The organism is Rhodococcus sp. IEGM 1302 (assembly GCF_030056935.1).
GTDB classification, from domain to species: Bacteria; Actinomycetota; Actinomycetes; order Mycobacteriales; family Mycobacteriaceae; genus Rhodococcus_F; species Rhodococcus_F qingshengii.
On the sequence record NZ_JASHKY010000011.1, the window covers coordinates 1 to 24,293 of the forward strand.

Annotated in this window: 24 protein-coding genes; 19 read left to right on the forward strand and 5 right to left on the reverse strand. The window is 62.8% G+C overall.

Annotation, left to right across the window (positions count from 1 at the left end):
- The first annotated feature begins 25 nt into the window (after positions 1 to 25).
- The 5 genes from QM609_RS16815 (at position 26) to hisG (ending at position 3,787) form a co-directional block, all read left to right on the forward strand.
- The gene (locus tag QM609_RS16815) at positions 26 to 724 is read left to right on the forward strand and encodes an HAD family hydrolase (protein WP_042450985.1); all 699 of its coding nucleotides are present in this window, start codon (positions 26 to 28) and stop codon (positions 722 to 724) included.
- Positions 725 to 736: 12 nt separating this feature from the next.
- Positions 737 to 1,597, forward strand: a complete 861-nt coding sequence (gene trhO / locus QM609_RS16820) for an oxygen-dependent tRNA uridine(34) hydroxylase TrhO (RefSeq protein ID WP_030536336.1) — start codon at positions 737 to 739, stop codon at positions 1,595 to 1,597.
- 57 nt (positions 1,598 to 1,654) lie between these two features.
- On the forward strand, positions 1,655 to 2,515 hold the full coding sequence (locus QM609_RS16825) for a pseudouridine synthase (RefSeq protein ID WP_047270562.1): 861 nt from the start codon (positions 1,655 to 1,657) through the stop codon (positions 2,513 to 2,515).
- Positions 2,516 to 2,574: 59 nt separating this feature from the next.
- Complete coding sequence (locus tag QM609_RS16830) at positions 2,575 to 2,838, forward strand: phosphoribosyl-ATP diphosphatase (RefSeq protein WP_003944933.1); 264 nt, start codon at positions 2,575 to 2,577, stop codon at positions 2,836 to 2,838.
- A gap of 97 nt (positions 2,839 to 2,935) precedes the next feature.
- Positions 2,936 to 3,787: an ATP phosphoribosyltransferase gene (gene hisG / locus QM609_RS16835; protein ID WP_003944905.1), complete on the forward strand. Its 852-nt coding sequence runs from the start codon at positions 2,936 to 2,938 to the stop codon at positions 3,785 to 3,787.
- Between the two features lie 46 nt (positions 3,788 to 3,833).
- Here the strand turns inward: hisG and QM609_RS16840 are convergent, their stop codons facing one another.
- On the reverse strand, positions 3,834 to 4,643 hold the full coding sequence (locus tag QM609_RS16840) for a thioesterase family protein (RefSeq protein ID WP_003944950.1): 810 nt from the start codon (positions 4,641 to 4,643) through the stop codon (positions 3,834 to 3,836).
- Between the two features lies 1 nt (position 4,644).
- Positions 4,645 to 5,535: a RecB family exonuclease gene (locus QM609_RS16845; protein WP_370852750.1), complete on the reverse strand. Its 891-nt coding sequence runs from the start codon at positions 5,533 to 5,535 to the stop codon at positions 4,645 to 4,647.
- A gap of 138 nt (positions 5,536 to 5,673) precedes the next feature.
- Here QM609_RS16845 and QM609_RS16850 point away from each other — a divergent pair, with 138 nt between their 5' ends.
- Positions 5,674 to 6,597 (forward strand): tRNA (adenine-N1)-methyltransferase, encoded by a 924-nt coding sequence (locus QM609_RS16850; protein ID WP_007729892.1) that lies wholly within the window; start codon positions 5,674 to 5,676, stop codon positions 6,595 to 6,597.
- A 64-nt stretch (positions 6,598 to 6,661) separates the two neighbouring features.
- On the opposite strand, the gene QM609_RS16855 is transcribed toward QM609_RS16850, so the two are convergent.
- Positions 6,662 to 7,186 (reverse strand): WKL family lipoprotein, encoded by a 525-nt coding sequence (locus QM609_RS16855; RefSeq protein WP_003944789.1) that lies wholly within the window; start codon positions 7,184 to 7,186, stop codon positions 6,662 to 6,664.
- Between the two features lie 195 nt (positions 7,187 to 7,381).
- On the opposite strand from QM609_RS16855, the gene arc reads away from it, so the two are divergent.
- Both arc and QM609_RS16865 read left to right on the forward strand, forming a co-directional pair.
- Entirely contained in the window at positions 7,382 to 9,157 is a 1,776-nt protein-coding gene (gene arc, locus QM609_RS16860; RefSeq protein ID WP_003944870.1) for a proteasome ATPase, read from the forward strand.
- 118 nt (positions 9,158 to 9,275) lie between these two features.
- Positions 9,276 to 9,953 carry a TIGR00266 family protein gene (locus QM609_RS16865; protein WP_003944961.1) on the forward strand — a complete coding sequence of 226 codons (678 nt, stop codon included), beginning with the start codon at positions 9,276 to 9,278 and terminating at the stop codon, positions 9,951 to 9,953.
- A gap of 35 nt (positions 9,954 to 9,988) precedes the next feature.
- Here the strand turns inward: QM609_RS16865 and QM609_RS16870 are convergent, their stop codons facing one another.
- Positions 9,989 to 10,546 (reverse strand): NUDIX hydrolase, encoded by a 558-nt coding sequence (locus QM609_RS16870; RefSeq protein ID WP_007729886.1) that lies wholly within the window; start codon positions 10,544 to 10,546, stop codon positions 9,989 to 9,991.
- A 58-nt stretch (positions 10,547 to 10,604) separates the two neighbouring features.
- On the opposite strand from QM609_RS16870, the gene dop reads away from it, so the two are divergent.
- From dop to prcA, 4 genes are all read left to right on the forward strand, one after another.
- Positions 10,605 to 12,104, forward strand: coding sequence for a depupylase/deamidase Dop (gene dop / locus QM609_RS16875; protein WP_042450979.1), 1,500 nt, complete (start codon positions 10,605 to 10,607; stop codon positions 12,102 to 12,104).
- A 148-nt stretch (positions 12,105 to 12,252) separates the two neighbouring features.
- Positions 12,253 to 12,447, forward strand: coding sequence for a ubiquitin-like protein Pup (locus QM609_RS16880; protein WP_003944925.1), 195 nt, complete (start codon positions 12,253 to 12,255; stop codon positions 12,445 to 12,447).
- Positions 12,444 to 13,322 carry a proteasome subunit beta gene (gene prcB / locus QM609_RS16885; protein WP_037131810.1) on the forward strand — a complete coding sequence of 293 codons (879 nt, stop codon included), beginning with the start codon at positions 12,444 to 12,446 and terminating at the stop codon, positions 13,320 to 13,322. The genes QM609_RS16880 and prcB overlap by 4 nt, the downstream gene beginning before the upstream one ends.
- Positions 13,319 to 14,086 carry a proteasome subunit alpha gene (prcA, locus tag QM609_RS16890; RefSeq protein ID WP_003945006.1) on the forward strand — a complete coding sequence of 256 codons (768 nt, stop codon included), beginning with the start codon at positions 13,319 to 13,321 and terminating at the stop codon, positions 14,084 to 14,086. The genes prcB and prcA overlap by 4 nt, the downstream gene beginning before the upstream one ends.
- A gap of 37 nt (positions 14,087 to 14,123) precedes the next feature.
- Here the strand turns inward: prcA and QM609_RS16895 are convergent, their stop codons facing one another.
- Positions 14,124 to 15,542 carry a bifunctional phosphatase PAP2/diacylglycerol kinase family protein gene (locus QM609_RS16895; protein WP_007729871.1) on the reverse strand — a complete coding sequence of 473 codons (1,419 nt, stop codon included), beginning with the start codon at positions 15,540 to 15,542 and terminating at the stop codon, positions 14,124 to 14,126.
- A gap of 144 nt (positions 15,543 to 15,686) precedes the next feature.
- On the opposite strand from QM609_RS16895, the gene pafA reads away from it, so the two are divergent.
- The 7 genes from pafA (at position 15,687) to QM609_RS16930 (ending at position 24,292) form a co-directional block, all read left to right on the forward strand.
- A complete protein-coding gene (gene pafA, locus QM609_RS16900) occupies positions 15,687 to 17,045 on the forward strand; it encodes a Pup--protein ligase (protein ID WP_007729869.1) in 1,359 nt (452 codons plus the stop codon).
- Between the two features lie 110 nt (positions 17,046 to 17,155).
- A complete protein-coding gene (locus QM609_RS16905) occupies positions 17,156 to 18,166 on the forward strand; it encodes a helix-turn-helix transcriptional regulator (RefSeq protein WP_003944939.1) in 1,011 nt (336 codons plus the stop codon).
- Positions 18,166 to 19,143, forward strand: coding sequence for a helix-turn-helix transcriptional regulator (locus QM609_RS16910; protein WP_030536343.1), 978 nt, complete (start codon positions 18,166 to 18,168; stop codon positions 19,141 to 19,143). The genes QM609_RS16905 and QM609_RS16910 overlap by 1 nt, the downstream gene beginning before the upstream one ends.
- A gap of 134 nt (positions 19,144 to 19,277) precedes the next feature.
- Positions 19,278 to 19,553 (forward strand): Sec-independent protein translocase subunit TatA, encoded by a 276-nt coding sequence (gene tatA / locus QM609_RS16915; RefSeq protein ID WP_003944836.1) that lies wholly within the window; start codon positions 19,278 to 19,280, stop codon positions 19,551 to 19,553.
- 73 nt (positions 19,554 to 19,626) lie between these two features.
- Complete coding sequence (gene tatC, locus QM609_RS16920) at positions 19,627 to 20,655, forward strand: twin-arginine translocase subunit TatC (RefSeq protein WP_003945030.1); 1,029 nt, start codon at positions 19,627 to 19,629, stop codon at positions 20,653 to 20,655.
- 48 nt (positions 20,656 to 20,703) lie between these two features.
- A complete protein-coding gene (locus QM609_RS16925; RefSeq protein ID WP_003944907.1) occupies positions 20,704 to 23,415 on the forward strand; it encodes a DEAD/DEAH box helicase in 2,712 nt (903 codons plus the stop codon).
- A gap of 52 nt (positions 23,416 to 23,467) precedes the next feature.
- Positions 23,468 to 24,292 carry a DUF4333 domain-containing protein gene (locus QM609_RS16930; protein ID WP_003944884.1) on the forward strand — a complete coding sequence of 275 codons (825 nt, stop codon included), beginning with the start codon at positions 23,468 to 23,470 and terminating at the stop codon, positions 24,290 to 24,292.
- The last annotated feature ends 1 nt before the right edge of the window (position 24,293 follow it).

Here is a 24,293-nt window from a genome sequence, read left to right on the forward strand (position 1 = left end):
CACCACCCGGAAGCAAAGTATTTCAATGTCTGAGTTGTTGACCGAAGTATCCGAATCAACGCTCGGTGGTGTCCTGTGGGACATGGACGGCACCCTGCTCGATTCGGAGAAGCTGTGGGACATCGCGCTTCGTGAGCTGTCCCTACGCCTGGGCGGACCGATGACGGAAGCGACACGCGTTGCCGTCATCGGTGCGTCGAGTCCCTTCGCCCTTGCGACGGTGTTCGACGCGCTCGGCCTGGAGAAGCATCCCGATGCCATCGCCGAGGCGAAGGACTGGATGTACACCCGCGTCGGCGATCTGTTCGAGGACGGCGTGACCTGGCGGCCGGGTGCTCGCGACGCACTGTCGACCGTGCGTGACGGTGGTTTGCGTTCGGCACTGGTCACCAACACCGAGCGAGTTCTGGTAGATCGGGCACTCGGCATGCTCGGCCGTGAGTTCTTCGACCATTCGGTGTGTGGCGACGAGGTCCCCAACGGGAAACCGGCAGCGGATCCGTACCTGCGCGGCGCGCATCTGCTCGGACTCGAGCCTGCGCAGTGCCTCGCGATCGAGGACTCGCCGACCGGCACGGCGTCGGCCAGCGCTGCGGGTTGCGCGGTGCTCGTCGTTCCGTGTGAGGTCGACGTCCCGGCCGGCCCTGGACGCGTGTTTCGAGAGTCTCTGGTGGACTTGTCCATTCACGATCTTCACGACGTTCACTCGAGCGCGGCACGTTAGGCTGGATTTGCTGTGGCTATTCCGAAAATTGTTCTCTTCTACCAGTTCACGCCGTTGGCGGACCCGGAAGCGATCAAGCTGTGGCAGCACAGCCTGGCCGAGTCCAACAACCTGACGGGCCGGATCATCGTCTCGCCGCACGGGATCAACGCGACGGTCGGCGGAGACATCGAGGATGTCAAGCGATATGTCCGTGGTACGCGTGGTTACGAACCCTTCCGTACCGCTGACATCAAGTGGTCGGACGGCCTCGGGGACGATTTCCCTCGTCTGAGTGTCAAGGCACGCTCGGAGATCGTGACGTTCGGTGCCCCCGACGAGCTGAAAGTCGACGAGAACGGTGTGGTCGGCGGAGGAGTTCACCTGGTGCCCAAGGAACTACACGAACTCGTCGACACTCGCGGTGACGACGTCGTGTTCTTCGACGGGCGCAATGCCTTCGAAGCCGAGATCGGCCGTTTCCGAGATGCGATAGTTCCGGACGTCGCCACCACTCGGGATTTCGTCAACGAACTCGACAGTGGCAAATACGACCATCTCAAGGGCAAAGCCGTGGTCACGTACTGCACTGGCGGAGTGCGCTGTGAGGTGTTGTCTTCGCTGATGCGCTCACGTGGCTTCGACGAGGTCTATCAGTTGGACGGCGGAATCGTCCGTTACGGCGAGACTTTCGGCGACCGCGGCCTCTGGGACGGTTCCCTGTACGTGTTCGACAAGCGGATGAACATCGAGTTCTCATCCGAAGCCAAGACTCTCGGCGTGTGTGTCGATTGTGGTACTCCGACCCCGCGGTACCGCAACCGGATCGACGGCGACGGCCGAACCCTCGAATTGCTCTGCGAGAGTTGTTCACCAGACCTCGAGCAGGACTGAGCTGTGCCCAAGGCTCCGTTGCCGATCCGAAACGGTCTCGGACCTGACCGGCTGCGGATGCCGGCGGAGTCGTCGGCGCGGACCGTCCTCGAGCACCTGGTCGGCGAGCATCCCGGGGAGCGGGACCTGTGGGCGGACCTCGTCAGCGCCGGGGACGTCGTCGACGAGCACGGGCGGAAGATCACGAGCCGAACGCCCTATCAGCCGACCCGGTTCGTGTACTTCTACCGCGAGCCGGCCCCCGAGATTCCGGTTCCGCACGAGATCGAGATCTTGTACCGCGACGACTCGATTCTCGTGATCGACAAACCGCACTTCCTGGCGACCATTCCACGGGGAGCGCACATCGTCGAAAGCGCAGTCGTGCGCCTGCGTCGTGACCTGGACCTTCCGGATCTTGCGCCAGTTCACCGCCTCGACCGGATGACGGCGGGTGTCATCGTGTTCACCGTGACACCGGACCTACGACGGCCGTACCAGGAACTTTTTGCCGAGCAGCGGATCGTCAAGGAGTACGAGGCGATTGCGGGCTTCGATCCGGAACTGACTTTCCCTCGCACGGTGCGCAGCCGCATCAACAAAGTTCACGGCGAGATGACGGCTACCGAAATCGCGGGCGAGCCGAACAGTGAGACCTCGATCGAACTGATCGAGGTGATCACCGACTCGGCCGGCCGGACGCTCGGGCGATACAGGTTGCTCCCACGGACCGGCCGGACCCATCAGCTTCGGCTGCACCTCAACTCGCTGGGCGTCCCGATCGTCGGTGACAACTACTATCCGGAGTATCTGCCCGCAGTGCCCGGTGACTTCTCGACTCCGTTGCGATTGTTGGCGCGAGCGTTGGAGTACCCGGATCCGATCACCGGGCAGACCCGCAGGTTCGTGAGTTCGCGCAGCCTCGACGCAGGCCTGTGAACACCGCTGTTCGTGGGCGTGTGAAAACCGCTTCCGTCCTCGTGAAAGAATGGCTACCCGTGAAGACCTTCGAATCCTTGTTCGCCGAATTGACCGAGCGCGCTGCTACTCGCCCCGAGGGGTCCGGCACTGTCGCCGCCCTCGACGCCGGTGTGCATGCTCAGGGCAAAAAGGTCATCGAGGAAGCCGGTGAAGTGTGGATCGCTGCGGAATACCAGAGCGATGAGCAGCTAGCCGAGGAAATTTCCCAGCTGCTGTACTGGACGCAGGTGTTGATGGTCGGTCGCGGACTGACCCTCGAGGACGTGTACCGACATCTGTGATCGGAGCTGACCAGCGAGATGTACTCCGTCTCGCTCGTCCAGGGCTTCCGATTCATGTCGTCTCACGTCACCCACACCTTCCGAAAGGACATCCACCATGCTGCGCGTAGCAGTTCCCAACAAAGGCTCACTGTCCGAGTCCGCCGCCGAGATTCTCAGCGAGGCCGGTTACCGTCGACGCACCGATTCCCGTGATCTGACAGTCCTCGATCCGGCCAATCAGGTCGAGTTCTTCTTCTTGCGCCCCAAGGACATTGCGATCTACGTCGGCTCCGGTGAGCTGGATCTCGGCATCACCGGTCGTGATCTCGCCGGCGACTCGGGTGCTCCCGTATCCGAGCGTCTGTCACTGGGCTTCGGCCGTTCGTCGTTCCGTTACGCAGCACCGGCCGGCAAGGACTGGGCCGTCGAGGATCTGTCCGGCCTGCGCATTGCAACGTCGTACCCGAACCTGGTCCGTAAGGACCTCACAGATCGCGGACTCGACGCCACCGTCATCCGTCTCGACGGAGCAGTGGAAATCTCGATTCAGCTCGGCGTCGCCGACGCGATCGCCGACGTGGTCGGATCGGGTCGTACTCTCCGCCAACACAACCTCGTGGCTTTCGGTGAATCGCTCTGCGATTCCGAAGGTGTCCTGATCGAGCGCACCGGCGCTCCGCAGGACGATCCCGCCCGCAACCAGCTCATCGAACGCGTTCGCGGAATTGTCTTCGCGCAGCAGAATCTGATGATCGACTACGACTGCCCGCGCACCATCCTCGACGACGCCATCAAGATGACACCCGGTATGGAGTCGCCAACGCTCTCGCCGTTGGCCGATCCCGACTGGGTCGCGGTTCGCGCGATGGTCCCGATCAAGGGACACAACCAGGTGATGGATGCCTTGGCCGAACTCGGTGCCAAGGCCATCCTCGCGTCGAACATCCGCTCGGTACGCGCTTTCTGATCACTGCCTGAATAGATTTACGCGCATTCGCGCCCGTTCCTGGAAATCAGGAACGGGCGCGAATCTGCAAAGTCTGGGCGATACGGCCCACGGCACCCTGCTCGTCGTAGAGCACGCCCGCACACATGCCGACGCCGTCCGGACCCGTTGTGGTTTCGGCGGCGACACCGACCCACTCTCCCTCGGGCACACGGAAGATATGCACCGTGAGATCTGTGTTGAGGAACGTCCAGTGCTCCGGGTCGAGCTTGGCGCCGACCCCGTTTGAGATGTCGGCCACCGCGAACAAACGCTCGAGAGCAGACATCTTCTCACCCTCGACCAGCTCTGGCTTGGGGCGCGCCCATACCTTCCCGGTTCCCACGCACCCGATCGGAGCAATCCAGGACCAGTCGAGGGTCTTGAGATAGCCGACGCTCCACAGACCCTCGAGAACGCCCGGGGTGCCGCTGTCGCGGGGTTCGAGCGGGGGATCGACTACGTGGACGACGTCGCCGGTATCCACCGTCTCCATCCGCCACGCCGTACCGCGCGCAACCGCGCGTGCAGATCCGTCGGCGGTGGTTGCCCACAGTTCGGCGACGATCAATTCGATTCGGCGACCGGGTCGTTCGATCCAGGACCGGACTTCGAGGTCGGCAATCGGAATCGGTCCGAGAATCTCGACGACGACGCGCGTCAGACGGGTTTCGTCGCGCGCACCGCACCGCTCGAGGGCTCGTACCAACAGCGCCGACGGGGGAGCGCCGTGCTGCAGTGTCGGGCCCCAGATGCTGACAGTTGCCTGCGTGCTCGCGAACCGCTCGTGCCCTTCCTCCGTCGTTCCGAGGTAGCGGTAGTACGAACTGTCCGTCATGTTATGAATTCTCCTTTGCGGCAACAGGTTCGGTGCTCAGTAGGTCCGGCCAACCTGGATACGGCGGAGGTGTTCCGCCGAACGAGGGGCACAGTGACTTGTGATCGCACCAGTCGCACAGTTTGCCAGGCTTGGGTCTGAAGTCTCCGGTCGCACCTGCCGCGAGGATCGCTTTCCAGATGGCGGAGAGGGTTCGCTCGAATCGGATGAGCTCGTCGTGATCCGGGGCGTACGTGAGAATCGAGCCGGAGGCCAGATAGATCAGGCGCAGTTGTGCGGGAACGATTCCGCGAGTGCGCAGCAGTACGAGCGCGTAGAACTTCATCTGGAAGAGCGCCTTGGATTCGGTGAACTCGCGAGGCGCTTTTCCGGTCTTGTAGTCGACCACCCGCACCTCACCCGTCGGTGCAACGTCTATCCGGTCGACGAAGCCGCGGAGTCGAACGCCGTTCTCCAATTCGGTCTCGACGTAGACCTCGCACGCCTCGGCATCGAATCGAGTGGGATCTTCGAGCGTGTAGTACGTCGCGACGAGCTTGCCGACTTCGTCGAGGAACGAATCCAGCTCGCCCTCCGGAACAAGGTCAGCGGCCTCGGGAGACTCGGCACTGACACGTTCCCACGCGGGACGGACGAGTTCGGCTGCGCGATCGGGAACCCGGTGACCGGTCGGGAGTGCAAACAGTGCTTCCAGTGCCGCGTGTACGACGGTGCCTCTGACCTGGGCTCTGGTTGGCGTTTCCGGAATTCTGTCGACTGCTCGGAAGCGATAGAGCAGGGGGCATTGTTTGTAGTCACCCGCCCGAGACGGAGAGAGCGCCGGCCGACTACGCGGGCGCTCGTGTGATGTTGCACCCGTTGGAGTGGGGGTTGGCAATTCGACAGAGCTCACACCTGGCAGGCTATGCGGTTGGTCCGACAACTCCGTCGGAGCCGGTGGCGAGGACACCGGAAACAAGCGAACAGGGATCATCTGCGCATGGCGAACGAGCTGCAACCAGAAGAAGGCACGACCGAAGTGGATGAGGTTGTGCAGTCCGCTGTCGCCGAGATTCCCGAACAAGAGCTTCCAGAAGCTGATCTCACTGCGCCGGGCAAGCGGCCGTCAGGTCCGTTCCGCGTCGGCGACCGAGTACAGCTGACCGACGGCAAGGGACGCCACTACACGATCGTTCTCGAGGCGAACCGCGAATACCACACCCACAAGGGCGGAATCGTTCACAACGATCTGATCGGTGCCGACGAGGGCAGCGTCGTCAAGTCGGTCAACGGCACGCCCTATCTCGCACTGCGCCCCCTGCTGGTGGACTACGTGCTGTCCATGCCGCGCGGTGCCCAGGTCATCTACCCGAAGGACGCAGCTCAGATCGTCCACGAAGGCGACGTGTTCCCCGGAGCGCGCGTGCTCGAGGCCGGAGCCGGCTCCGGCGCACTGACATGTTCGCTGCTGCGTGCCGTCGGACCCGAGGGCAAGGTCATCTCCTACGAGGTCCGCGACGATCATGCCGAACATGCGGTTCGCAACGTCGAGACCTTCTTCGGGGAACGTCCGCCGAACTGGGAACTGACCATCGCCGATCTCGCCGAGTTCGATCCGGAAGCGCACGGAGGCAAGGTCGATCGCGTCGTCCTCGACATGCTGGCCCCGTGGGACGTCCTGCCCGCCGTCTCGAAGGCACTCGTGCCGGGCGGCGTGTTGATCGTCTACGTTGCGACCGTTACTCAGCTCTCGAAGGTCGTCGAGGCGATGCGGGAGCAGGAATGCTGGACCGAGCCCCGCTCGTGGGAATCGATCGTGCGCGGTTGGCACGTCGTCGGTTTGGCGGTGCGCCCCGAACATCGGATGCAAGGCCACACCGCGTTCCTCGTGAGCGCTCGTCGTCTCGCCGAAGGAACCGTCACCCCGAAGCCGCAGCGGCGTGCGGGCAAGGGCTCGAACACCGCGGCCAAGTAGTCACACGAAAACAACAAGAGCGGCGATCCGGTATCCGGATCGCCGCTCTTGTCGTAGCTGGAAGTTATGCGGTGCAGGAAGCGCGGCCCATTTCCAGGAGCACGCAAGCCGAGGTGTCGGACAGCTTCCAGGAGCCGTCTTCGAGCTCCCAGGTCCACGGGGTGGCCGGGGCGGCGCCGTGCGGGCTGACGACGGCGACGTCTGCAGTTGCGGTCTGACCGTCGACCTTGACGTTGTCCACGTTGAACGTGATCGCGTAGGCCGGGTTACCGCCCAGTGCAGCACTCATCGTCTCGATGTTGGCCTGACGCTTGGTTCCGTCGACCACCAGAGCGGTCTTCTCCTCGATCGGCTTGGCCGGATCGATCAGCGCGACGAGCGAAGCGTTGAGCTCCTCGGCCGTCGGAGCCGCTGCGGCAGCGGCAGCTGACGTCGTGGCGGAAGCCGAGGCCTTGGCCGTGGTGCTCGAGGCGGCGGCGGAAGTAGAACTTGCAGCCGTCGAATCCTTGTTGTCGTCCGAGCTGCATGCACCCATGGTCAGGACGGCAGCGACAGCACAAGCGCTGATGAGAGTCTTGCGGATGATCACAGCGTTACCTTTCGTTGTAAAGAGAGACAGGCGCTGTCTCCATCTTGTAGGCAAGGCTAACATGACCAAAATCTGGCTCGAGACCAGTCGGCACGGTCCGCGCGCAGGTGTGAATTCGCACTCGCGCACCGTGTCTGGCGACAGTTGGGGCCTTATGCCGGTAGCGTTGATGGATCGCACTGGGAGGAGACGCACATGAGCTCGACAGAGAACCCGGATTCGGTTGCGGCAGCAGAAGAACTCCACGCGCTACGAGTGGAAGCACAAGTACTGCGCCGACAACTTGCACAATCGCCGGAGCAGGTGCGTGAGCTGGAGTCGAAGGTGGACTCGTTGTCCATCCGAAACAGCAAGTTGATGGACACCCTCAAAGAGGCCCGTCAGCAGCTCATCGCGCTTCGTGAAGAAGTCGACAGACTCGGTCAACCGCCGAGCGGTTACGGAGTCCTTCTCTCGGTACACGAGGACAAGACCGTCGACGTGTTCACGTCGGGTCGCAAGATGCGGTTGACGTGCTCACCGAACATCGACACGGACACCCTCGCCCTCGGGCAGACGGTTCGCCTCAACGAGGCACTCACCATCGTCGAGGCCGGCACCTACGAGCAGGTCGGTGAGATCAGCACGCTCCGTGAGGTACTCGACGACGGCTTGCGCGCACTGGTGGTCGGCCATGCCGACGAAGAGCGCATCGTCTGGCTCGCAGCGCCGTTGGCAGCCGTCTTCGCCGACCCCGAAGCCGACATCATCGCGTACGACGCCGATTCTCCGACCAGGAAACTGCGTCCGGGCGACTCGTTGCTCGTCGACACCAAGGCCGGGTACGCCTTCGAGCGCATCCCGAAGGCCGAGGTCGAAGATCTGGTTCTCGAAGAAGTTCCGGACGTTCACTACGACGACATCGGTGGTCTCGGGCGTCAGATCGAACAGATCCGTGATGCCGTCGAACTCCCGTTCCTCCACAAGGATCTGTTCCACGAGTACTCACTGAGGCCGCCGAAGGGTGTACTGCTCTACGGTCCGCCTGGTTGCGGCAAGACGCTCATCGCCAAGGCCGTCGCCAACTCGTTGGCCAAGAAGATCGCCGAAGCCCGCGGTCAGGACAGCAAGGACGCCAAGTCCTACTTCCTGAACATCAAGGGCCCGGAACTTCTGAACAAGTTCGTCGGCGAAACCGAGCGTCACATCCGGATGATCTTCCAGCGTGCTCGTGAGAAGGCGTCCGAGGGCACTCCGGTGATCGTCTTCTTCGACGAGATGGACTCGATCTTCCGTACCCGTGGTTCGGGAGTCTCCTCCGACGTGGAGACAACGGTCGTTCCGCAGCTGCTCAGCGAGATCGACGGTGTGGAAGGGCTCGAGAACGTCATCGTCATCGGCGCTTCCAACCGTGAGGACATGATCGACCCGGCCATCCTGCGTCCCGGCCGACTGGACGTGAAGATCAAGATCGAGCGCCCCGACGCGGAATCCGCTCAGGACATCTTCTCGAAGTACCTGGTGGACGGTCTGCCGATCAATGCAGACGACCTCGCCGAGTTCGGTGGAGATCGCACTGCATGCTTGAAGGCGATGATCGTTCGCGTCGTCGATCGCATGTACGCGGAGAGCGAAGAGAATCGTTTCCTCGAGGTCACGTACGCCAACGGCGACAAGGAAGTTCTGTTCTTCAAGGACTTCAACTCGGGGGCGATGATCCAGAACATCGTCGACCGCGCCAAGAAGTACGCGATCAAGTCTGTGCTCGACACCGGTGCTCCGGGCTTGCGTGTGCAGCACCTCTTCGATTCCATCGTCGACGAGTTCGCCGAGAACGAGGATCTGCCCAACACCACCAATCCTGATGACTGGGCACGTATTTCGGGCAAGAAGGGTGAGCGGATCGTCTACATCCGCACTCTCGTCACGGGCAAGAACGCCAGTGCGAGCCGCGCGATCGACACGGAGTCGAACACGGGCCAGTACCTGTAACGAAACGAACATCGATCGGGCCGGCCACTCCGCGAGAGTTGTCGGCCCGATCTCTGCGTCGCTGCCGTTGACTTCGTTGCGATTGGACCGGTCGGTCGCGCTGGTTTAGAGTCCCGCCGTGCAGATACATCTTCGACACAATCCGTCGTCCACAGTCGCTCGCTGCTACCTCGCGCCCGGCGAACCGCTGCGCGTGGAGAGCGGGGCGATGCTCGCGCATTCTGCCGGCGTAGTTCTCGAAGCGAAGGCGCAGGGCGGCGTCCTGCAGGGACTCAAGCGGTCGATGCTGAGCGGCGAATCATTTTTCGTCACGACGTATACCGCTCCGCCGCAAGGTGGTTGGGTCGACGTGACTGGTGTGCTTCCCGGAGATCTGATCCCGCTGACCATCACCTCTGATCGCCCGTTCTTCCTCAACCGTGGAACCTGGTTGGCCAACTCCTACGGTGTGACGGTCGAGTCCAAGTGGGGCGGCATGTCCAACCTCTTCGGCGGTGAAGGAGGCTTCGGCCTGCGGGCAAGTGGCGACGGTGAAGTAGTGCTGGCCGTCTACGGCGCGATCGACGTCATCGACTTGCAGCCAGGCGAGACAGTCACGATCGATACCGGTCACGTGGTCGCCTACGACCTCGGCATGAATTTCAACATGCGGCGCGCCGTTCAGGGGCGCACCATTCAGTCGATGAAGTCCGGTGAAGGATTTGTCTTCGACTTCACCGGACCCGGTCGCGTTCTCGCGCAGACCCGCAACCCCAGCGCGTTCGCTGCGTGGCTCTCGGCGATCACCCCGGGCTGATCACAGGTCCCACCAGTGTTCAGTCCCAGCGGTGTTCAGCTCCAGCAATAGTCGGCCAGCAGCGCGCGTGAGTCCGGAACGAACGGCCACGACGGGTCCTGCAGGTGGGCGCCGAGTTCTTTCGGCGTCCACCACCAACCTTCGGCGATCTCGCTGGGCTGATGTGCCATCGGCCCGTCGTATCTGAGTTCGAACGCAAACAGGTGACAGCGCAACGGAGAGTTGTTCCACTCGCCGTCCCAGGATTTTCGAGCGATCTCCGTCAGTCGGAGTGGCTGGTCTGCCGTTCCGAAGATTCCGAGTTCTTCACCGACTTCACGGATCGCAGTTTCCTGCGGCGTCTCACCTGGATCGACGACACCTCCGGCAAGACAGTCGTGATAGCCCCCGAACACCGCTTTCGTGTCGGTTCGGCGATGGACGTAGATGCGGGAGCCGTCCCCGGTACGAACCAGGACGCCCGCACTCGCGTGCCAGAGCCCACCCGAGTAGACGACCGAACGTGGTGCTCGGCCGATCGGATTACCCGTCCGGTCGTACACGGCGACTACCTCGTCCGCGGGATTCAGGTCTGCGGTGAGAGGTTGGTGCATTCCTCCAACTGTGCCACGCCTGTGGGTGCCGCGCCGCAATCACATAGGCTCTTGTGTCATGCAGCGGATCATCGGTGTCGAGGTCGAATACGGAATATCTTCACCCAGTGAGCCGTCGGCGAATCCGATTCTCACTTCAACCCAGGCGGTGCTTGCCTACGCCGCCGCAGCGGGCGTGCCACGGGCCAAGCGCACACGCTGGGATTACGAGGTCGAATCTCCGCTGCGAGATGCCCGAGGCTTCGATCTGGGGCGAATGAGCGGTCCCGCGCCGGTGATCGACGCGGACGAGATCGGCGCCGCGAACATGATTCTCACCAACGGGGCACGGTTGTACGTCGATCACGCCCATCCGGAGTATTCGGCGCCCGAGGTCGCCGACCCGCTCGACGCCGTGATCTGGGACAAGGCCGGCGAACGCGTCATGGAAGCGGCTGCGCGGCACGCATCCAGCGTGCCGGGTGCGCCACGGCTGCAGCTGTACAAGAACAACGTCGACGGCAAGGGTGCCTCGTACGGCACGCACGAGAACTACCTCTGCTCACGTGAGACCCCGTTCGCCTCGATCGTGACCGGTTTGACGCCGTTTTTCGCGTCCCGGCAGGTGATCTGCGGTTCCGGTCGTGTGGGTCTCGGTCAGTCCGGCGACGAGGCCGGATTCCAGCTTTCGCAGCGATCCGACTACATCGAGGTCGAAGTAGGCCTCGAGACCACTCTCAAGCGCGGAATCATCAACACCCGCGACGAACCGCACGCGGATGCGGACAAGTATCGCCGCCTGCACGTCATCATCGGTGACGCGAACCTCGCGGAGATGTCGACGTACCTCAAGGTGGGAACAACGGCGCTGGTACTCGACCTGATCGAGGCAGGTGTCGACCTCACCGATCTGCAACTGGCGCGTCCGGTCACCGCCGTCCACCACATCAGTCACGACCCCACTCTGCGCAAGACCGTTGCGCTGGCCGACGGACGTGAACTGACAGGGCTTGCGCTGCAACGCATTTACCTCGAACGTGTCTCGAAGTTCCTCGACCGTGAGGCCGATCGTGATCCGCGAGCGGACGATATCGTCGCCAAGTGGGCGATGGTTCTCGATCTCCTCGAGCGCGATCCCATGGAGTGCGCGAACATCCTCGACTGGCCGGCCAAACTGCGTCTGCTCGAAGGGTTCCGCAATCGTGAGGGACTCGCGTGGTCGGCGCCGCGATTGCATCTGGTGGATCTGCAGTACTCCGACGTGCGACTCGACAAGGGCCTGTACAACCGCCTGGTTGCTCGCGGCTCCATGGAGCGGCTTGTCACCGAACAGCAGGTTCTCGACGCGGTCACGAACCCTCCCACCGACACTCGCGCATACTTCCGGGGCGAGTGCCTACGCCGATTCGGTGCCGATATCGCGGCCGCGAGCTGGGATTCGGTCATCTTCGATCTCGGCGGTGAATCGTTGATCCGTATCCCCACCCTCGAGCCGCTTCGAGGTACCAAAGCGCACGTCGGAGCGTTGCTCGACTCCGTGGACAGCGCCGCGGAACTGGTTGATCAGCTCACTCACTGAAATCAGCCGATGCGGCTCGCCGTCGCGTCTCTCCACACCTGACGGTGCCGCTCGGTAGGGTGAAGGTCCGAGCGGGATCAGTTACCGACTCTGCTGGGCCGAACAGGATGCTCGCGAGAGCTCCCTTCACACAAGGAGGTCGACGGCGATGGCTCAAGAACAGACGCAGCGTGCCGGTGGCGGCGAAGACGACGAAACCACTGGTGGCGACGGCAGTGCCGGCCAGGAACGTCGCGAGAAGCTCGCTGCAGAAACCGACGACCTGCTCGACGAGATCGACGACGTGTTGGAAGAGAACGCCGAGGACTTCGTCCGTGCCTACGTCCAGAAGGGCGGCCAGTGACGGTGGATCGCGCGCCCCGGATCACAGACGGGGACACACGGTTGAGCTTCGGCTCGAATCTGTCGTCATTCTCGGAATACCTTCGGGTGCATGCACCGGAGCATCTTCCGCAGAACCGCTTCGCCGACACAGGAGGTGTTGTCATGGGCGGGGGAGACGTAGCTCCGCACGGCACCACCATCGTCGCGATCAGCTATGCGGGTGGTGTTCTGCTCGCGGGTGATCGCCGAGCGACGATGGGCAATCTCATCGCCAGCCGTGACGTGCAGAAGGTGTACGTCACGGACGACTACTCGGCTGCGGGTATTGCCGGTACGGCCGGGATCGCAATCGAACTGGTCCGGCTCTTCGCGGTCGAGCTCGAACATTACGAGAAGATCGAAGGCGTCCCACTCACGTTCGACGGCAAGGCCAATCGACTTTCGTCGATGGTTCGAGGAAATCTCGGAGCAGCGATGCAAGGTTTGGCGGTTGTGCCACTGCTCGTGGGTTACGACCTGGACGCGGTCGATCCGTCCACCGCCGGTCGCATCGTCTCCTACGACGTCGTCGGTGGGCGATACGAGGAGCGCGCGGGCTATCACGCAGTCGGATCCGGCTCCCTGTTCGCGAAATCGGCGCTCAAGAAGCTGTATTCACCGGGAATCGACGAGGACACCGCGCTTCGGTTCGCCGTCGAGGCGCTGTACGACGCGGCAGATGACGATTCGGCTACCGGTGGTCCTGATCTGACACGAGGGATCTATCCGACGGCGGTCACCATCACCTCGGCCGGCGCTGTGGAGTTGTTGCCCACCAGGGCTGCCGAGATCGCCAGGGAGATCGTCGCGGCTCGCACGGCGACCGTGAGTCCGGAAGGGGAGTCTGCGCTATGACGATGCCGTATTACGCATCAGCCGAACAGATCATGCGCGATCGTTCGGAATTGGCGCGCAAGGGAATTGCCCGCGGGCGCAGCGTCGTCGTTCTCACCTACCGCGACGGAGTGCTCTTTGTCGCCGAGAATCCGTCGCGTGCTCTGCACAAGGTCAGCGAACTGTACGACCGTCTCGGATTCGCGGCAGTGGGCAAGTACAACGAGTTCGAGAATCTGCGCCGCGCGGGCATCGTCCACGCAGACATGCGTGGGTACTCGTACGACCGTCGGGACGTCACCGGGCGTTCGCTCGCCAATGCGTACGCACAAACCCTGGGAACGATCTTCACCGAGCAGCCCAAGCCGTACGAGGTCGAGATCTGTGTTGCCGAGATCGGTCGCTTCGGAAGCAGTACGCCGGCTCAGCTCTACCGGATCACGTACGACGGATCCATCGCGGACGAGCAGGAATTCGTGGTCATGGGCGGCACGACCGAACCGATCGTGACGGCGATGCGCGAGTCGTACCAGCGAGACCTCGACCTCGAATCCGCAGTGCGGATTGCAGTCGGGGCGCTCCAAAAGGGCGGCCCGGCACCGGCCGGAACCACTGAGGCGGAACCACGAACTCTCGATGTGAGTGCACTCGAGGTTGCCGTACTCGACAGCAATCGTCCACGCCGTGCGTTCAAACGGATCGCTGGAACGGTTTTGGAAGAGATGCTTCCAGCTCCGGCCGCAGTCGAGGATGCGCCGCCGGCAAACGGCGACGCACCCTCGTAGATACTCCGTAGGTCTGGGAGTTACTGCAGGTCTGGAGTTACTGAGTGACTCGGTAGACGGCCACCGCGCCCGGTTCGGTGTCGAAATCGAACCGGCGCGCGTCTGCCACCACTTCACCGTCGGTGGCGATGGCTACCGGTGAATCGGCGACTCGAACCGACATCGACGAGACGAGTTCGCGAACGTAGACCCGCGAGCTGCCCAATGTTCCTGTGGCAGCCGCAAACAGCAGACGTGAGCGCGAGAATTTCTTGTCCGCGCGCAGATAGCGGACGTCGAGTAGTCCACGGTTCATCTCCGGACGCGACATCGGCACCTGATCGGCGGGGGAGTATCGCCCGTTTCCGACGAACAGCATCCAGATTGTGGTCCGCTTCCCGTCGATGGTCACCGTCATCGGCTCAGCCGCTGCGAGAACCCGGATCATCGCGGCTCCTGCGGCCGGCCATTTACCGAAACGCGGTTCCCATTTTTCCCTCAGGCGCACAGCATCCGGGTATCCACCGAGGCTGGCTGTGTTGAGAAACCGTGCAGTCACTCCGGAATCCGTGCGCACCACCGCGTGGTCGACGAATGCCGCCTGACCGGACTCGACTGCCTGTGCGGTCTCCTCGACATTCACCGCCCCGACGTCGCGGGCGAAATGGTTCAATGTTCCGCCGGGAAAAACCGCAAGTGGTAGCTCGTGCTTTGTCGCCGCGGTCGCGACCGTGACCACTGTTCCGTCGCCGCCGCATACACCCAACGCTTTCGGCGAGAGCTCGGGGATCTTGGCATCGATCTGCATGTCGAAGTCGATGTCCGCGTCGAACTCGTAGACGATCGCTTCCGGTAGTAGTTCTCGAATCGATTCCACGATCCCGTCGTCCTCGGAGCCTGAACCAGGATTGGTGAAGACCAACAAGCCTTCTCCGCGCGGGAGCGCGGGAACCACGCACTCGGGTCCGAGTTCGGCGGGTTCTTCGTCGCGTACCGCCCACCAACGACGCGTGCCGGCAGCGATAGCACCGCCGACCGCGAGGCCTGCGAAGACGTCGGACGGCCAGTGGACTCCGTTGTGAACGCGTGAGTACGCCACTGCTGCGGCCAGTGGTGCGAGAGCAGCTCCAGCAACCGGGGACTCCATGGCCACTGCCGCGGTGAATGCCGCGGCCGAAGACGAATGTCCGGAGGGGAACGAGGACGACGTCGGAATGTCGACGCCTCGCTTCGGGCTCAGCCAGACGCGTGCCGGTGGGCGTCGGCGGGGAAAGAGGGGCTTGAGTATGCCGTTGGCCAGCGCGCTGGAACCGGCCAGTGCGAGCAGCCCGCGTGCTGCTGCCCTACGGGGCCGCCCGCCGATCATCGCGAGCAAGGCGGCGACAACCATCCACAAAACGCCGTGATCGGCGGCTCTGGAGAGAAACCGCATGGTCGGGTCGAGCACGGAAGGGCGCAGTGCTCCAGTGCTTTCCATGACTTTGACGTCGCTTCGGACAACTTTTCGGCGAATAAGGCTCACACCGTCACACTATGCTGCCGCCCGACGTTGTCGAGTCGTGACTTACGACGCGATCGAAGTACACGGGTGAACCTCGCATTCTGGTTGTACTGTCGAAGTGTGCAGAGACGAATCATGGGTATCGAGACGGAATTCGGCGTTACCTGCACCTTTCACGGGCACAGGAGACTGAGCCCCGACGAGGTTGCTCGTTACCTCTTCCGTCGTGTCGTGTCGTGGGGTCGCAGCTCCAACGTCTTCCTCCGTAACGGAGCTCGCTTGTACCTGGATGTGGGTTCGCACCCGGAGTACGCGACGGCCGAGTGCGACAGCCTCATCCAGCTGGTCAATCACGACCGTGCCGGTGAGCGTGTGCTCGAAGAACTGCTGATCGACGCCGAGGCGAGACTCGCCGAGGAGGGTATTGGTGGCGACATCTATCTTTTCAAGAACAACACCGACTCGGCCGGAAACTCGTACGGCTGCCACGAGAACTTTCTCGTCGCGCGCGCCGGTGAGTTCTCCCGCATTTCGGATGTCTTGTTGCCGTTCCTCGTCACGCGCCAGTTGATCTGCGGCGCCGGAAAGGTACTGCAGACTCCGAAGGCAGCGACGTTCTGCCTCTCGCAGCGCGCGGAACACATCTGGGAGGGCGTCTCGTCGGCTACCACTCGCTCGCGTCCGATCATCAACACCCGCGACGAACCGCATGCCGACGCCGAGAAGTACCGCCGCCTGCACGTGATCGTCGGCGATTCGAACATGGCCGAAACGACGACGATGCTCAAGGTCGGTTCTGCCGCACTGGTGCTCGAGATGATCGAAGCCGGGGTGTCGTTCCGCGATTTCGCGCTGGACAACCCGATTCGTGCCATCCGCGAGGTCAGTCACGACGTGACCGGTAAAAAGCCGGTTCGCCTTGCTGGTGGACGTCAGGCCAGTGCCCTCGATATTCAACGCGAATACCACGCCAAGGCAGTCGAACATCTGCGTAACCGCGAACCGGACCCGCAGGTGGAGCAGGTAGTCGACCTGTGGGGTCGCACCCTCGACGCCGTCGAAGCTCAGGATTTTGCGAAGGTCGACACGGAGATCGACTGGGTCATCAAGCGCAAGCTGTTCCAGCGCTACCAGGACCGTCACGGTTTCGATCTGTCCGATCCCAAGATCGCGCAGCTCGACTTGGCTTACCACGACATCAAACGCGGCCGGGGCGTCTTCGACGTTCTCCAGCGCAAGGGCTTGGTCAAGCGGGTCACCGAGGACGAAACGATCGACGACGCCGTCGAGAATCCGCCGCAGACCACGCGCGCCAAATTGCGGGGCGACTTCATCACCGCAGCCCAGGCAGCAGGCCGGGACTTCACAGTCGACTGGGTTCACCTCAAGCTCAACGATCAGGCGCAGAGAACGGTGCTGTGCAAGGACCCGTTCCGCTCCGTCGACGAGCGTGTCGAGCGTTTGATCGCTTCGATGTAGGTCACTCAATTTCGAGATGTACAAGACGGCAGGTCTGTTTTGCGGCGACGCGCCGGGCACGAAAGTGTCCGGCGCGCGTTCGGTTATCGGATAGCCACTAGGATTTCGGCGTGGCGACATCAAAAATCGAGCGGTTGATGAACCTGGTGATCGCATTGCTGTCCACCAGACAGTTCCTCACGGCGGAGAAAATCCGTGACAGTGTGGCCGGGTACAACGATTCCGCGAACTACGAAGCGTTCAGTCGGATGTTCGAGCGCGACAAGAACGAACTTCGTGACCTGGGTGTCCCGTTGGAAACCGGTCTGGCAGGACGGTTCTCGACCGTCGAGGGGTATCGGATCAATCGCAATGCCTACGAGCTTCCGGACGTGGACCTCACCAGCGAGGAATCTGCTGCAGTCGCCGTCGCGGTGCAGTTGTGGGAGTCGCCGGAACTGATTTCGGCAGCCCAGAGTGCACTACTCAAACTCCGAGCGGCCGGCGTCCAGGTCGACTCAGAAGTCAGTGCCGCCCCGGTCACCGCGATTCCCGCGCGCACCCGCGGTTCGGAGCCCGCGCTCGGCAAGCTTCTTGCAGCGGTCGACGCCGGCCGAGCAGTTCATTTTCAGCACCGCGGCGCATTGAACGAACCGTTCACCGAGCGGACCGTCGAGCCGTGGGGCGTCGTCACGCACAACGGCAAGTGGTACCTGGTCGGGCACGACGTCGACCGTGATGCGGTGAGGACCTTCCGGCTCTCACGGATCGGTGACGACGTCAGGGAGTTCGGCCCGGCCGGTTCGGTTCACAAACCTGAAGGTGTCGACCTTCGCGAGGTCGTCGATCGCGTGACCGGTTCGGGCGTCGTGACCGGGACGGCTACGGTGTGGGTCGCAGACGGCCGCGCCCATGAGCTTCGGCGGCTTGCGACGTCGTCGTCCGAACGGCGGTTGACCGATCGCGACGGCAGCGTACTGGCCATCCCCGTTCGATCCTGGGAATGGACCGCTCGGTTGATCGCCGGTCACGGGTTGGACGCATTGGTGCTGGACCCACCGGATTTGCGTGCTGAGGTCGTCGCGAAGCTGCGCGCCGCCGCGGCGAGCCCGATCACCGGCAATGGACAGGGGGACCACTGATGAGCAATCGACTGTCGTCGCGGTTGGCACGGCTGCTCAACCTCGTGCCGTACTTCATCGCAAATCCTGGCATCAGTCCCGCCGAGGCCGCCGAGGAGCTCGGTGTCAGCACCACTCAACTGATGACCGACCTCAATCAACTGTGGGTGTGCGGACTGCCCGGTTACGGTCCCGGTGATCTCATCGACCTGTCCTTCTCCGAGGAAAGTATCGAGGTCACGTTCTCGGCCGGGATCGATCGCCCGTTGCGCCTCACCTCGACGGAGGCGACGGCGTTGCTGATCGCCCTGCGGTCCTTGGTGGAAATGCCCGGCATGGTCGATCCGTCCTCGGCGCAGCGTGCCATCGCGAAGATCGAGGACGCAGCAGGCTCGGCCGCGGCACGAGCCATCGGTCAGGACCGGGACACATCGCCGGCGCCGGACATCGCCGAAGACCCGATAGCAGCGACGGTCAGAGCCGCGCTCGCAGACAAGACCGCCCTGCGATTGACGTATTACTCCGCCTCGCGCGACGCGGTCTCCGAGCGCATCGTCGACCCCGTTCGTATCGTGTTGGTCGACAACTACAGCTACCTCCAGGCGTGGTGCCGTCAAGCCGAGGGAGTGCGGTTGTTCAGATTCGATCGGATCGACGCCGCCGTCCAACTCGACGAGCCCGCCGACCCGCCGCCGCAGGCCCTCGAGGAGGATTCGAATCTCGAATTGTTCAGCGGCGACGGTTCCCTTCCGGAAGCGCGGTTGTTCATCACCAAAGAGTGGGTGTGGATGCTCGACTACTACCCGTTGGACGTCGAGCACGTGAACGACGACGGGTCGGTCGAGGCGACGATGAGTTTCGGAACACTTGAATGGATGGCAAGGCTGGTGTTGGGATTCGGTGAGGGCGTTCGGGTCCTTCATCCGCCGGAACTGGTCTCCGAAGTCCATGATCGAGCCGTTGCGGCGCTCGACGCCTATGACGTAATCGGTTCGTAAAACTTCGGGAAACTTCACGTTCAGTGAGTTCGCAGGAAACAAACAGGTAAAAGGTAGCTGAAGTAAGTGCTTTGGCACCTCCGAGCGCCGGTTGTGTCCGGTAGCATCGAGGAATCTGATCATGGGAGGTCGTTATGGGTGCAATGCAGCCGATGCATTGGCTGATTGTCGCTGTTGTCGTCGTAATTCTGTTCGGGTCGAAGAAGCTTCCCGATGCAGCACGCGGTCTGGGTCGTTCCCTCCGCATCTTCAAGAGCGAAGTCAAGGAAATGCAGAACGACGATGCGGCGCCCGCAAGCGCGCCGGTCGCACAGCCTGCTCCAGCACAGTTGCCGACGGCCAACACCGCGGTGGTCGCAAACGGTGCAGCAGCACCTGTTGCGCAGCCGACCGAAGTCAAGCCGCTCTAGTACACACTGCGTTCTAGCCGGGGTGAAATATTCGTTCACCCCGGTTGTCTGCTGACCAAGACCAGGATGCACAGTGCGTATTCCGTTAGACCCGCGTAACCGCAAGCGGAAGGTCAACCCAGACGGCACCATGTCGTTGGTCGACCACCTGTACGAATTGCGGACTCGTTTGTTGTTCGCATTCCTCGGCGTGATCATCACCACGGCGTTCGGCTTCTTCTGGTATTCACACTCGATACTCGGTCTCGAAAGTCTGGGCGATCTGCTTCGCGGACCGTACTGTGAGCTTCCGTCCGAGAGTCGCGCCAACCTCAGCACCGACGACGCGTGCCGATTGCTGGCGACCGGGCCGTTCGAGCAGTTCATGCTGCGATTCAAAGTGGCGCTCACCGCCGGCATCGTTCTTGCCTGCCCGGTGTGGCTTTACCAATTGTGGGCATTCATCACCCCGGGCCTATACGCCAAAGAGCGTCGCTACGCGGTCGGATTCGTCACCGCAGGTGCCGCTCTCTTCATTCTCGGCGCAATCCTGGCGTACCTCGTCGTGGCGAAGGCTTTGCACTTCCTCCTGACCATCGGTGACAACGTCCAGATCACCGCGCTCAGTGGTTCGGAGTACTTCGGCTTCATCATCAATCTGCTGCTCATCTTCGGCGTCAGCTTCGAAATCCCACTGCTCGTCGTCGTGTTGAACTTTGCCGGCATTCTGACGTACGAGCGTTTGAAGGCCTGGCGTCGAGGATTGATCTTCGGGCTCTTCGTATTCGCTGCAGTTGCCACGCCAGGGTCGGATCCGTTCTCGATGTTGGCGCTCGCGCTGGCTCTGACGCTTCTCTTCGAGGTCGCGGTCCAGATCGCTCGCCTCAACGACAAACGTAAGGCCAAGCGAGCCGGTGAAGACTGGGGCGCACTGTCCGACGAGGAAGCTTCCTCCATCTCGGCTCCGTCCGATCTGAACGAGGCTTTCGACAATCCGACCAAACCCAAGGCCGAATCGAGTGGATTGTTCGGACGTAAGTCCAAGTCCAAGGCTCCGGTCGCGGAGAAATCCGACACCGCCGGCGACAACGCGCCCGGCCAGGATTTCACTGACACTCTCTGAGCGCCGTGCCACCACGTCGGCGGCGTGTGAAACCCTGACGAGGTGGTTATGAACAAGAGTGAACTGAGCACGTTCGCGTCCAGCCTGAAGTTCGAACTCGATCCATTCCAGGTGAAGGCATGCGTTGCGCTCGAAGCGGGCCACGGCGTCCTTGTCTGCGCGCCGACCGGTGCAGGCAAGACCGTGGTCGGCGAGTTCGCTGTCCACCTGGCTCTCGCGGCGGGCCGCAAGTGTTTCTACACGACGCCGATCAAGGCGTTGAGCAATCAGAAGTACGCCGAACTCGTCGAGCGGTACGGCCCCGGCGAAGTCGGTCTGCTGACGGGTGATTCGAGTATCAACTCCGACGCACCGGTGGTCGTCATGACCACCGAAGTCCTGCGGAACATGCTCTACGCCAACTCCGAGGCACTGCGCGGGCTTTCGCACGTCGTCATGGACGAAGTGCATTACCTTGCCGACCGGTTCCGCGGGGCGGTGTGGGAGGAAGTGATCCTGCACCTGTCCGAGGACGTACGCCTGGTGAGTTTGTCGGCGACCGTGAGCAATGCCGAAGAATTCGGTGCCTGGATGGAAACCGTCCGCGGCGACACCACTGTGGTCGTGGACGAGACTCGGCCGATCCCGCTGTGGCAGCACATCATGGTCGGTAGGCGAATCTTCGATCTCTTCGACAGTCGTAGTCATCCTGCTGCCGGGCCGAAGACCGTGCTCGTCGACCAGGATCTGGTTCGCCACGTCAAGCAGCGTCAGGCTCTCGAACGCGTCGAGAGCTGGCAGCCGCGTGGCCGCGGACGACGCGGCAGCTACCAGAGCTCCAACGATTTCCGGCCCTTGCCACGACCTGACGTCATCGCTCAGCTCGATCAGTCCGGACTGCTCCCGGCCATCACTTTCATCTTCAGCCGCGCCGGTTGTGATGCGGCTCTTGCACAGTGCCTGCGGTCCAGACTGGATCTCACTTCGCCGGAGCAGGTCCGCGAGATCGACACCATCATCGAGAAACACACCGGGGAACTACCCGAAGAGGATCTCGAAGTTCTCGGATATCGGGACTGGTGCAAGGCACTACGACGCGGACTGGCATCTCACCATGCCGGCATGCTGCCGGCATTCCGCCAGACAGTCGAGGAACTGTTCGTCAAGGGGCTCGTGCGGGCGGTCTTCGCGACCGAGACGCTGGCCCTCGGCATCAACATGCCGGCACGCACGGTGGTGCTCGAACGTCTGGTCAAGTACAACGGTGAATCGCACGCCGAACTGACGCCGGGGGAGTACACGCAGCTGACGGGTCGGGCCGGCCGACGCGGCATCGACGTCGAAGGCCACGCTGTGGTCCTGTGGCAGCCCGGGGTCGAGCCGACGGATGTCGCCGGCTTGGCGTCGACACGGACGTTCCCGCTCCGCAGTTCGTTCCGCCCCTCGTACAACATGTCGATCAATCTCGTCGAACGCATGGGCGCGGCGGATTCACGGAAGCTGCTCGAGCGTTCCTTCGCGCAGTTCCAAGCGGATCGCTCGGTGGTCGGCCTGGTGCGTGGCATCGAGCGGAACGAAGAAGCACTGAAGGGTTTGCAGGAGAAACTCGGCGGTGCGGACGGTGAGTACTTCGAATACGCGTCGTTGCGTGAGCGGCTCAGTGCGCGCGAGCGCGCGCTCGAACGTAAGGGCCGCGAAGACCGACGCGGAGATGCGGTGGAGTCCCTCCGTGCACTCGCCCGCGGTGACGTGATCGCAATTCCCATCGGTCGTCATTCAGGGGTGGCAGTGGTCCTCGTCCCGGACAACGATCCGAAGGACCCGCGTCCGCTGGTTCTGACGGCCGATCAGTGGGCCGGCCGACTCTCCTCGGGTGATTTCCCGGAAGCAGCCGACGTTCTGGGAAAGATGCGACTGCCCAAGCATGTCGATCACCACACCGCCCGGATCCGGCGCGATCTGGCCTCGGCGTTGCGTAGTACCGGGATCAGTGCCCCCCGGCGAAAGAAGCGCCACAAGGCGGGCGCATCCGAAGATGCCGAGGTCGCTACTTTGCGACGTGCTATTCGCTCGCATCCGTGCCACAGCTGGCCCGATCGTGAACATCTGAGCCGGATCGGTGAGCGCTACAACCGGCTGGCCAGGGAAACGCAGTCGATGAGGGAAAAGGCTGCGGCCACCACCAACTCGTTGGCGCGGACGTTCGACCGCATCATTGCGCTACTCAAAGAGCGTGAGTACATGACTGCCGAAGCAGCGCCCGAAGTCACCGAATCCGGACGACGACTCAGCCGCATCTACTCGGAAAGCGACCTTCTGGTCGCCGAATGCCTGCGGACCGGGGCGTGGACAGGACTCAGCCCGGCTGAGTTGGCGGCCGTCGTGTCCTCGGTGGTCTACGAATCACGTCGGGACGGGGACACCGTCGATCGGGTGCCGACAGCGGCGCTTCGTCACGCCCTCAACGACACTCAACGATTGTGGAGCGAACTGCGGTCGGACGAGATTCGCCACAAGCTGCCGCCGACGCGGGAACCGGATCTCGGATTCGTCACTGCCGTTTATCACTGGGCGAGCGAAAACTCGCTTGTCGACGCACTGATCGCGGCTGGAGTGCAGGGTCGTGCGCTGTCTGCGGGTGACTTTGTACGTTGGTGTCGTCAGGTGATCGATCTCCTCGATCAGGTCCGCCTGACTTCGACGGACGCCGACGTCGCGAAGACTGCGGCGCGGGCGGTAGCTGCAATTCGTCGCGGGGTAGTTGCTGTCGACGCAGCATGACCGCAACTATGTGGTTTGATTCGCAGACTGGTATTTCGAGTGGGAGGCGAACATGAGCGGGCCTTACGGACCGAACGATCCGAATCGGCAATGGGGTCCTGGTGATCAGCAGCAGCCGAACGAGCAGCAGTGGGGGCAGAATCCTCAGCAGCCGGGCGGACAACAGCAGCCTGGTCAGCAGCCCGGCCAGCAACAGCCGTGGGGTCAGCCTGGTCAAACACCGCAGCCCGGTCAGCAGCCCGGCCAGCAACAGCCGTGGGGACAACCTGCCTACGGCCAGCCGGGTGGTCAGCCTGCGTACGGTCAGCCGCAGCAGCCTGGACAAGGACAACCCGGCCAGCAACAGCCGTGGGGACAACCCCAGCAACAACCTCCCGCACAGCCGTGGGGTCAGCCCGGGCAACAGCAGTCACCTGACGCAACCCAGGCGTGGGGTCAGCCTCCGGCTGCCGCACCGCAGCAGGCGTGGGGCGCCACGGCCCCCGGGCAGACTCCGGGACAGCAGAACCAGTGGAACCAGGCTCAGCCGTTCCCGAGTCCCGGTGCGCCCGGAAACCAGTCGGGTAAGTCGAAGAAGCCCCTGATCTTCGGTGCGATCGGCGTTCTCGTCGTTCTTGCCGCTGTCGTGGTGGCCCTGGTGTTCGGAGTCTTCGGCAAGAACACACTCGATCAGAGCGCGGCTCAGGCCGGCGTCGAGAAGATCGTCACCGAGTCCTACGGGGCGAAGAACGTGAGCAACGTTCAGTGCCCCGCGGACCAGGAAGTCAAGTCAGGCAACAAGTTCACCTGCACGCTTTCGATCGCGGGTGTGAAGTCGAACGTGACCGTGACGTTTGTCGACGACAACGGCACGTACGAGGTCAGCCGCCCGAGCTGAC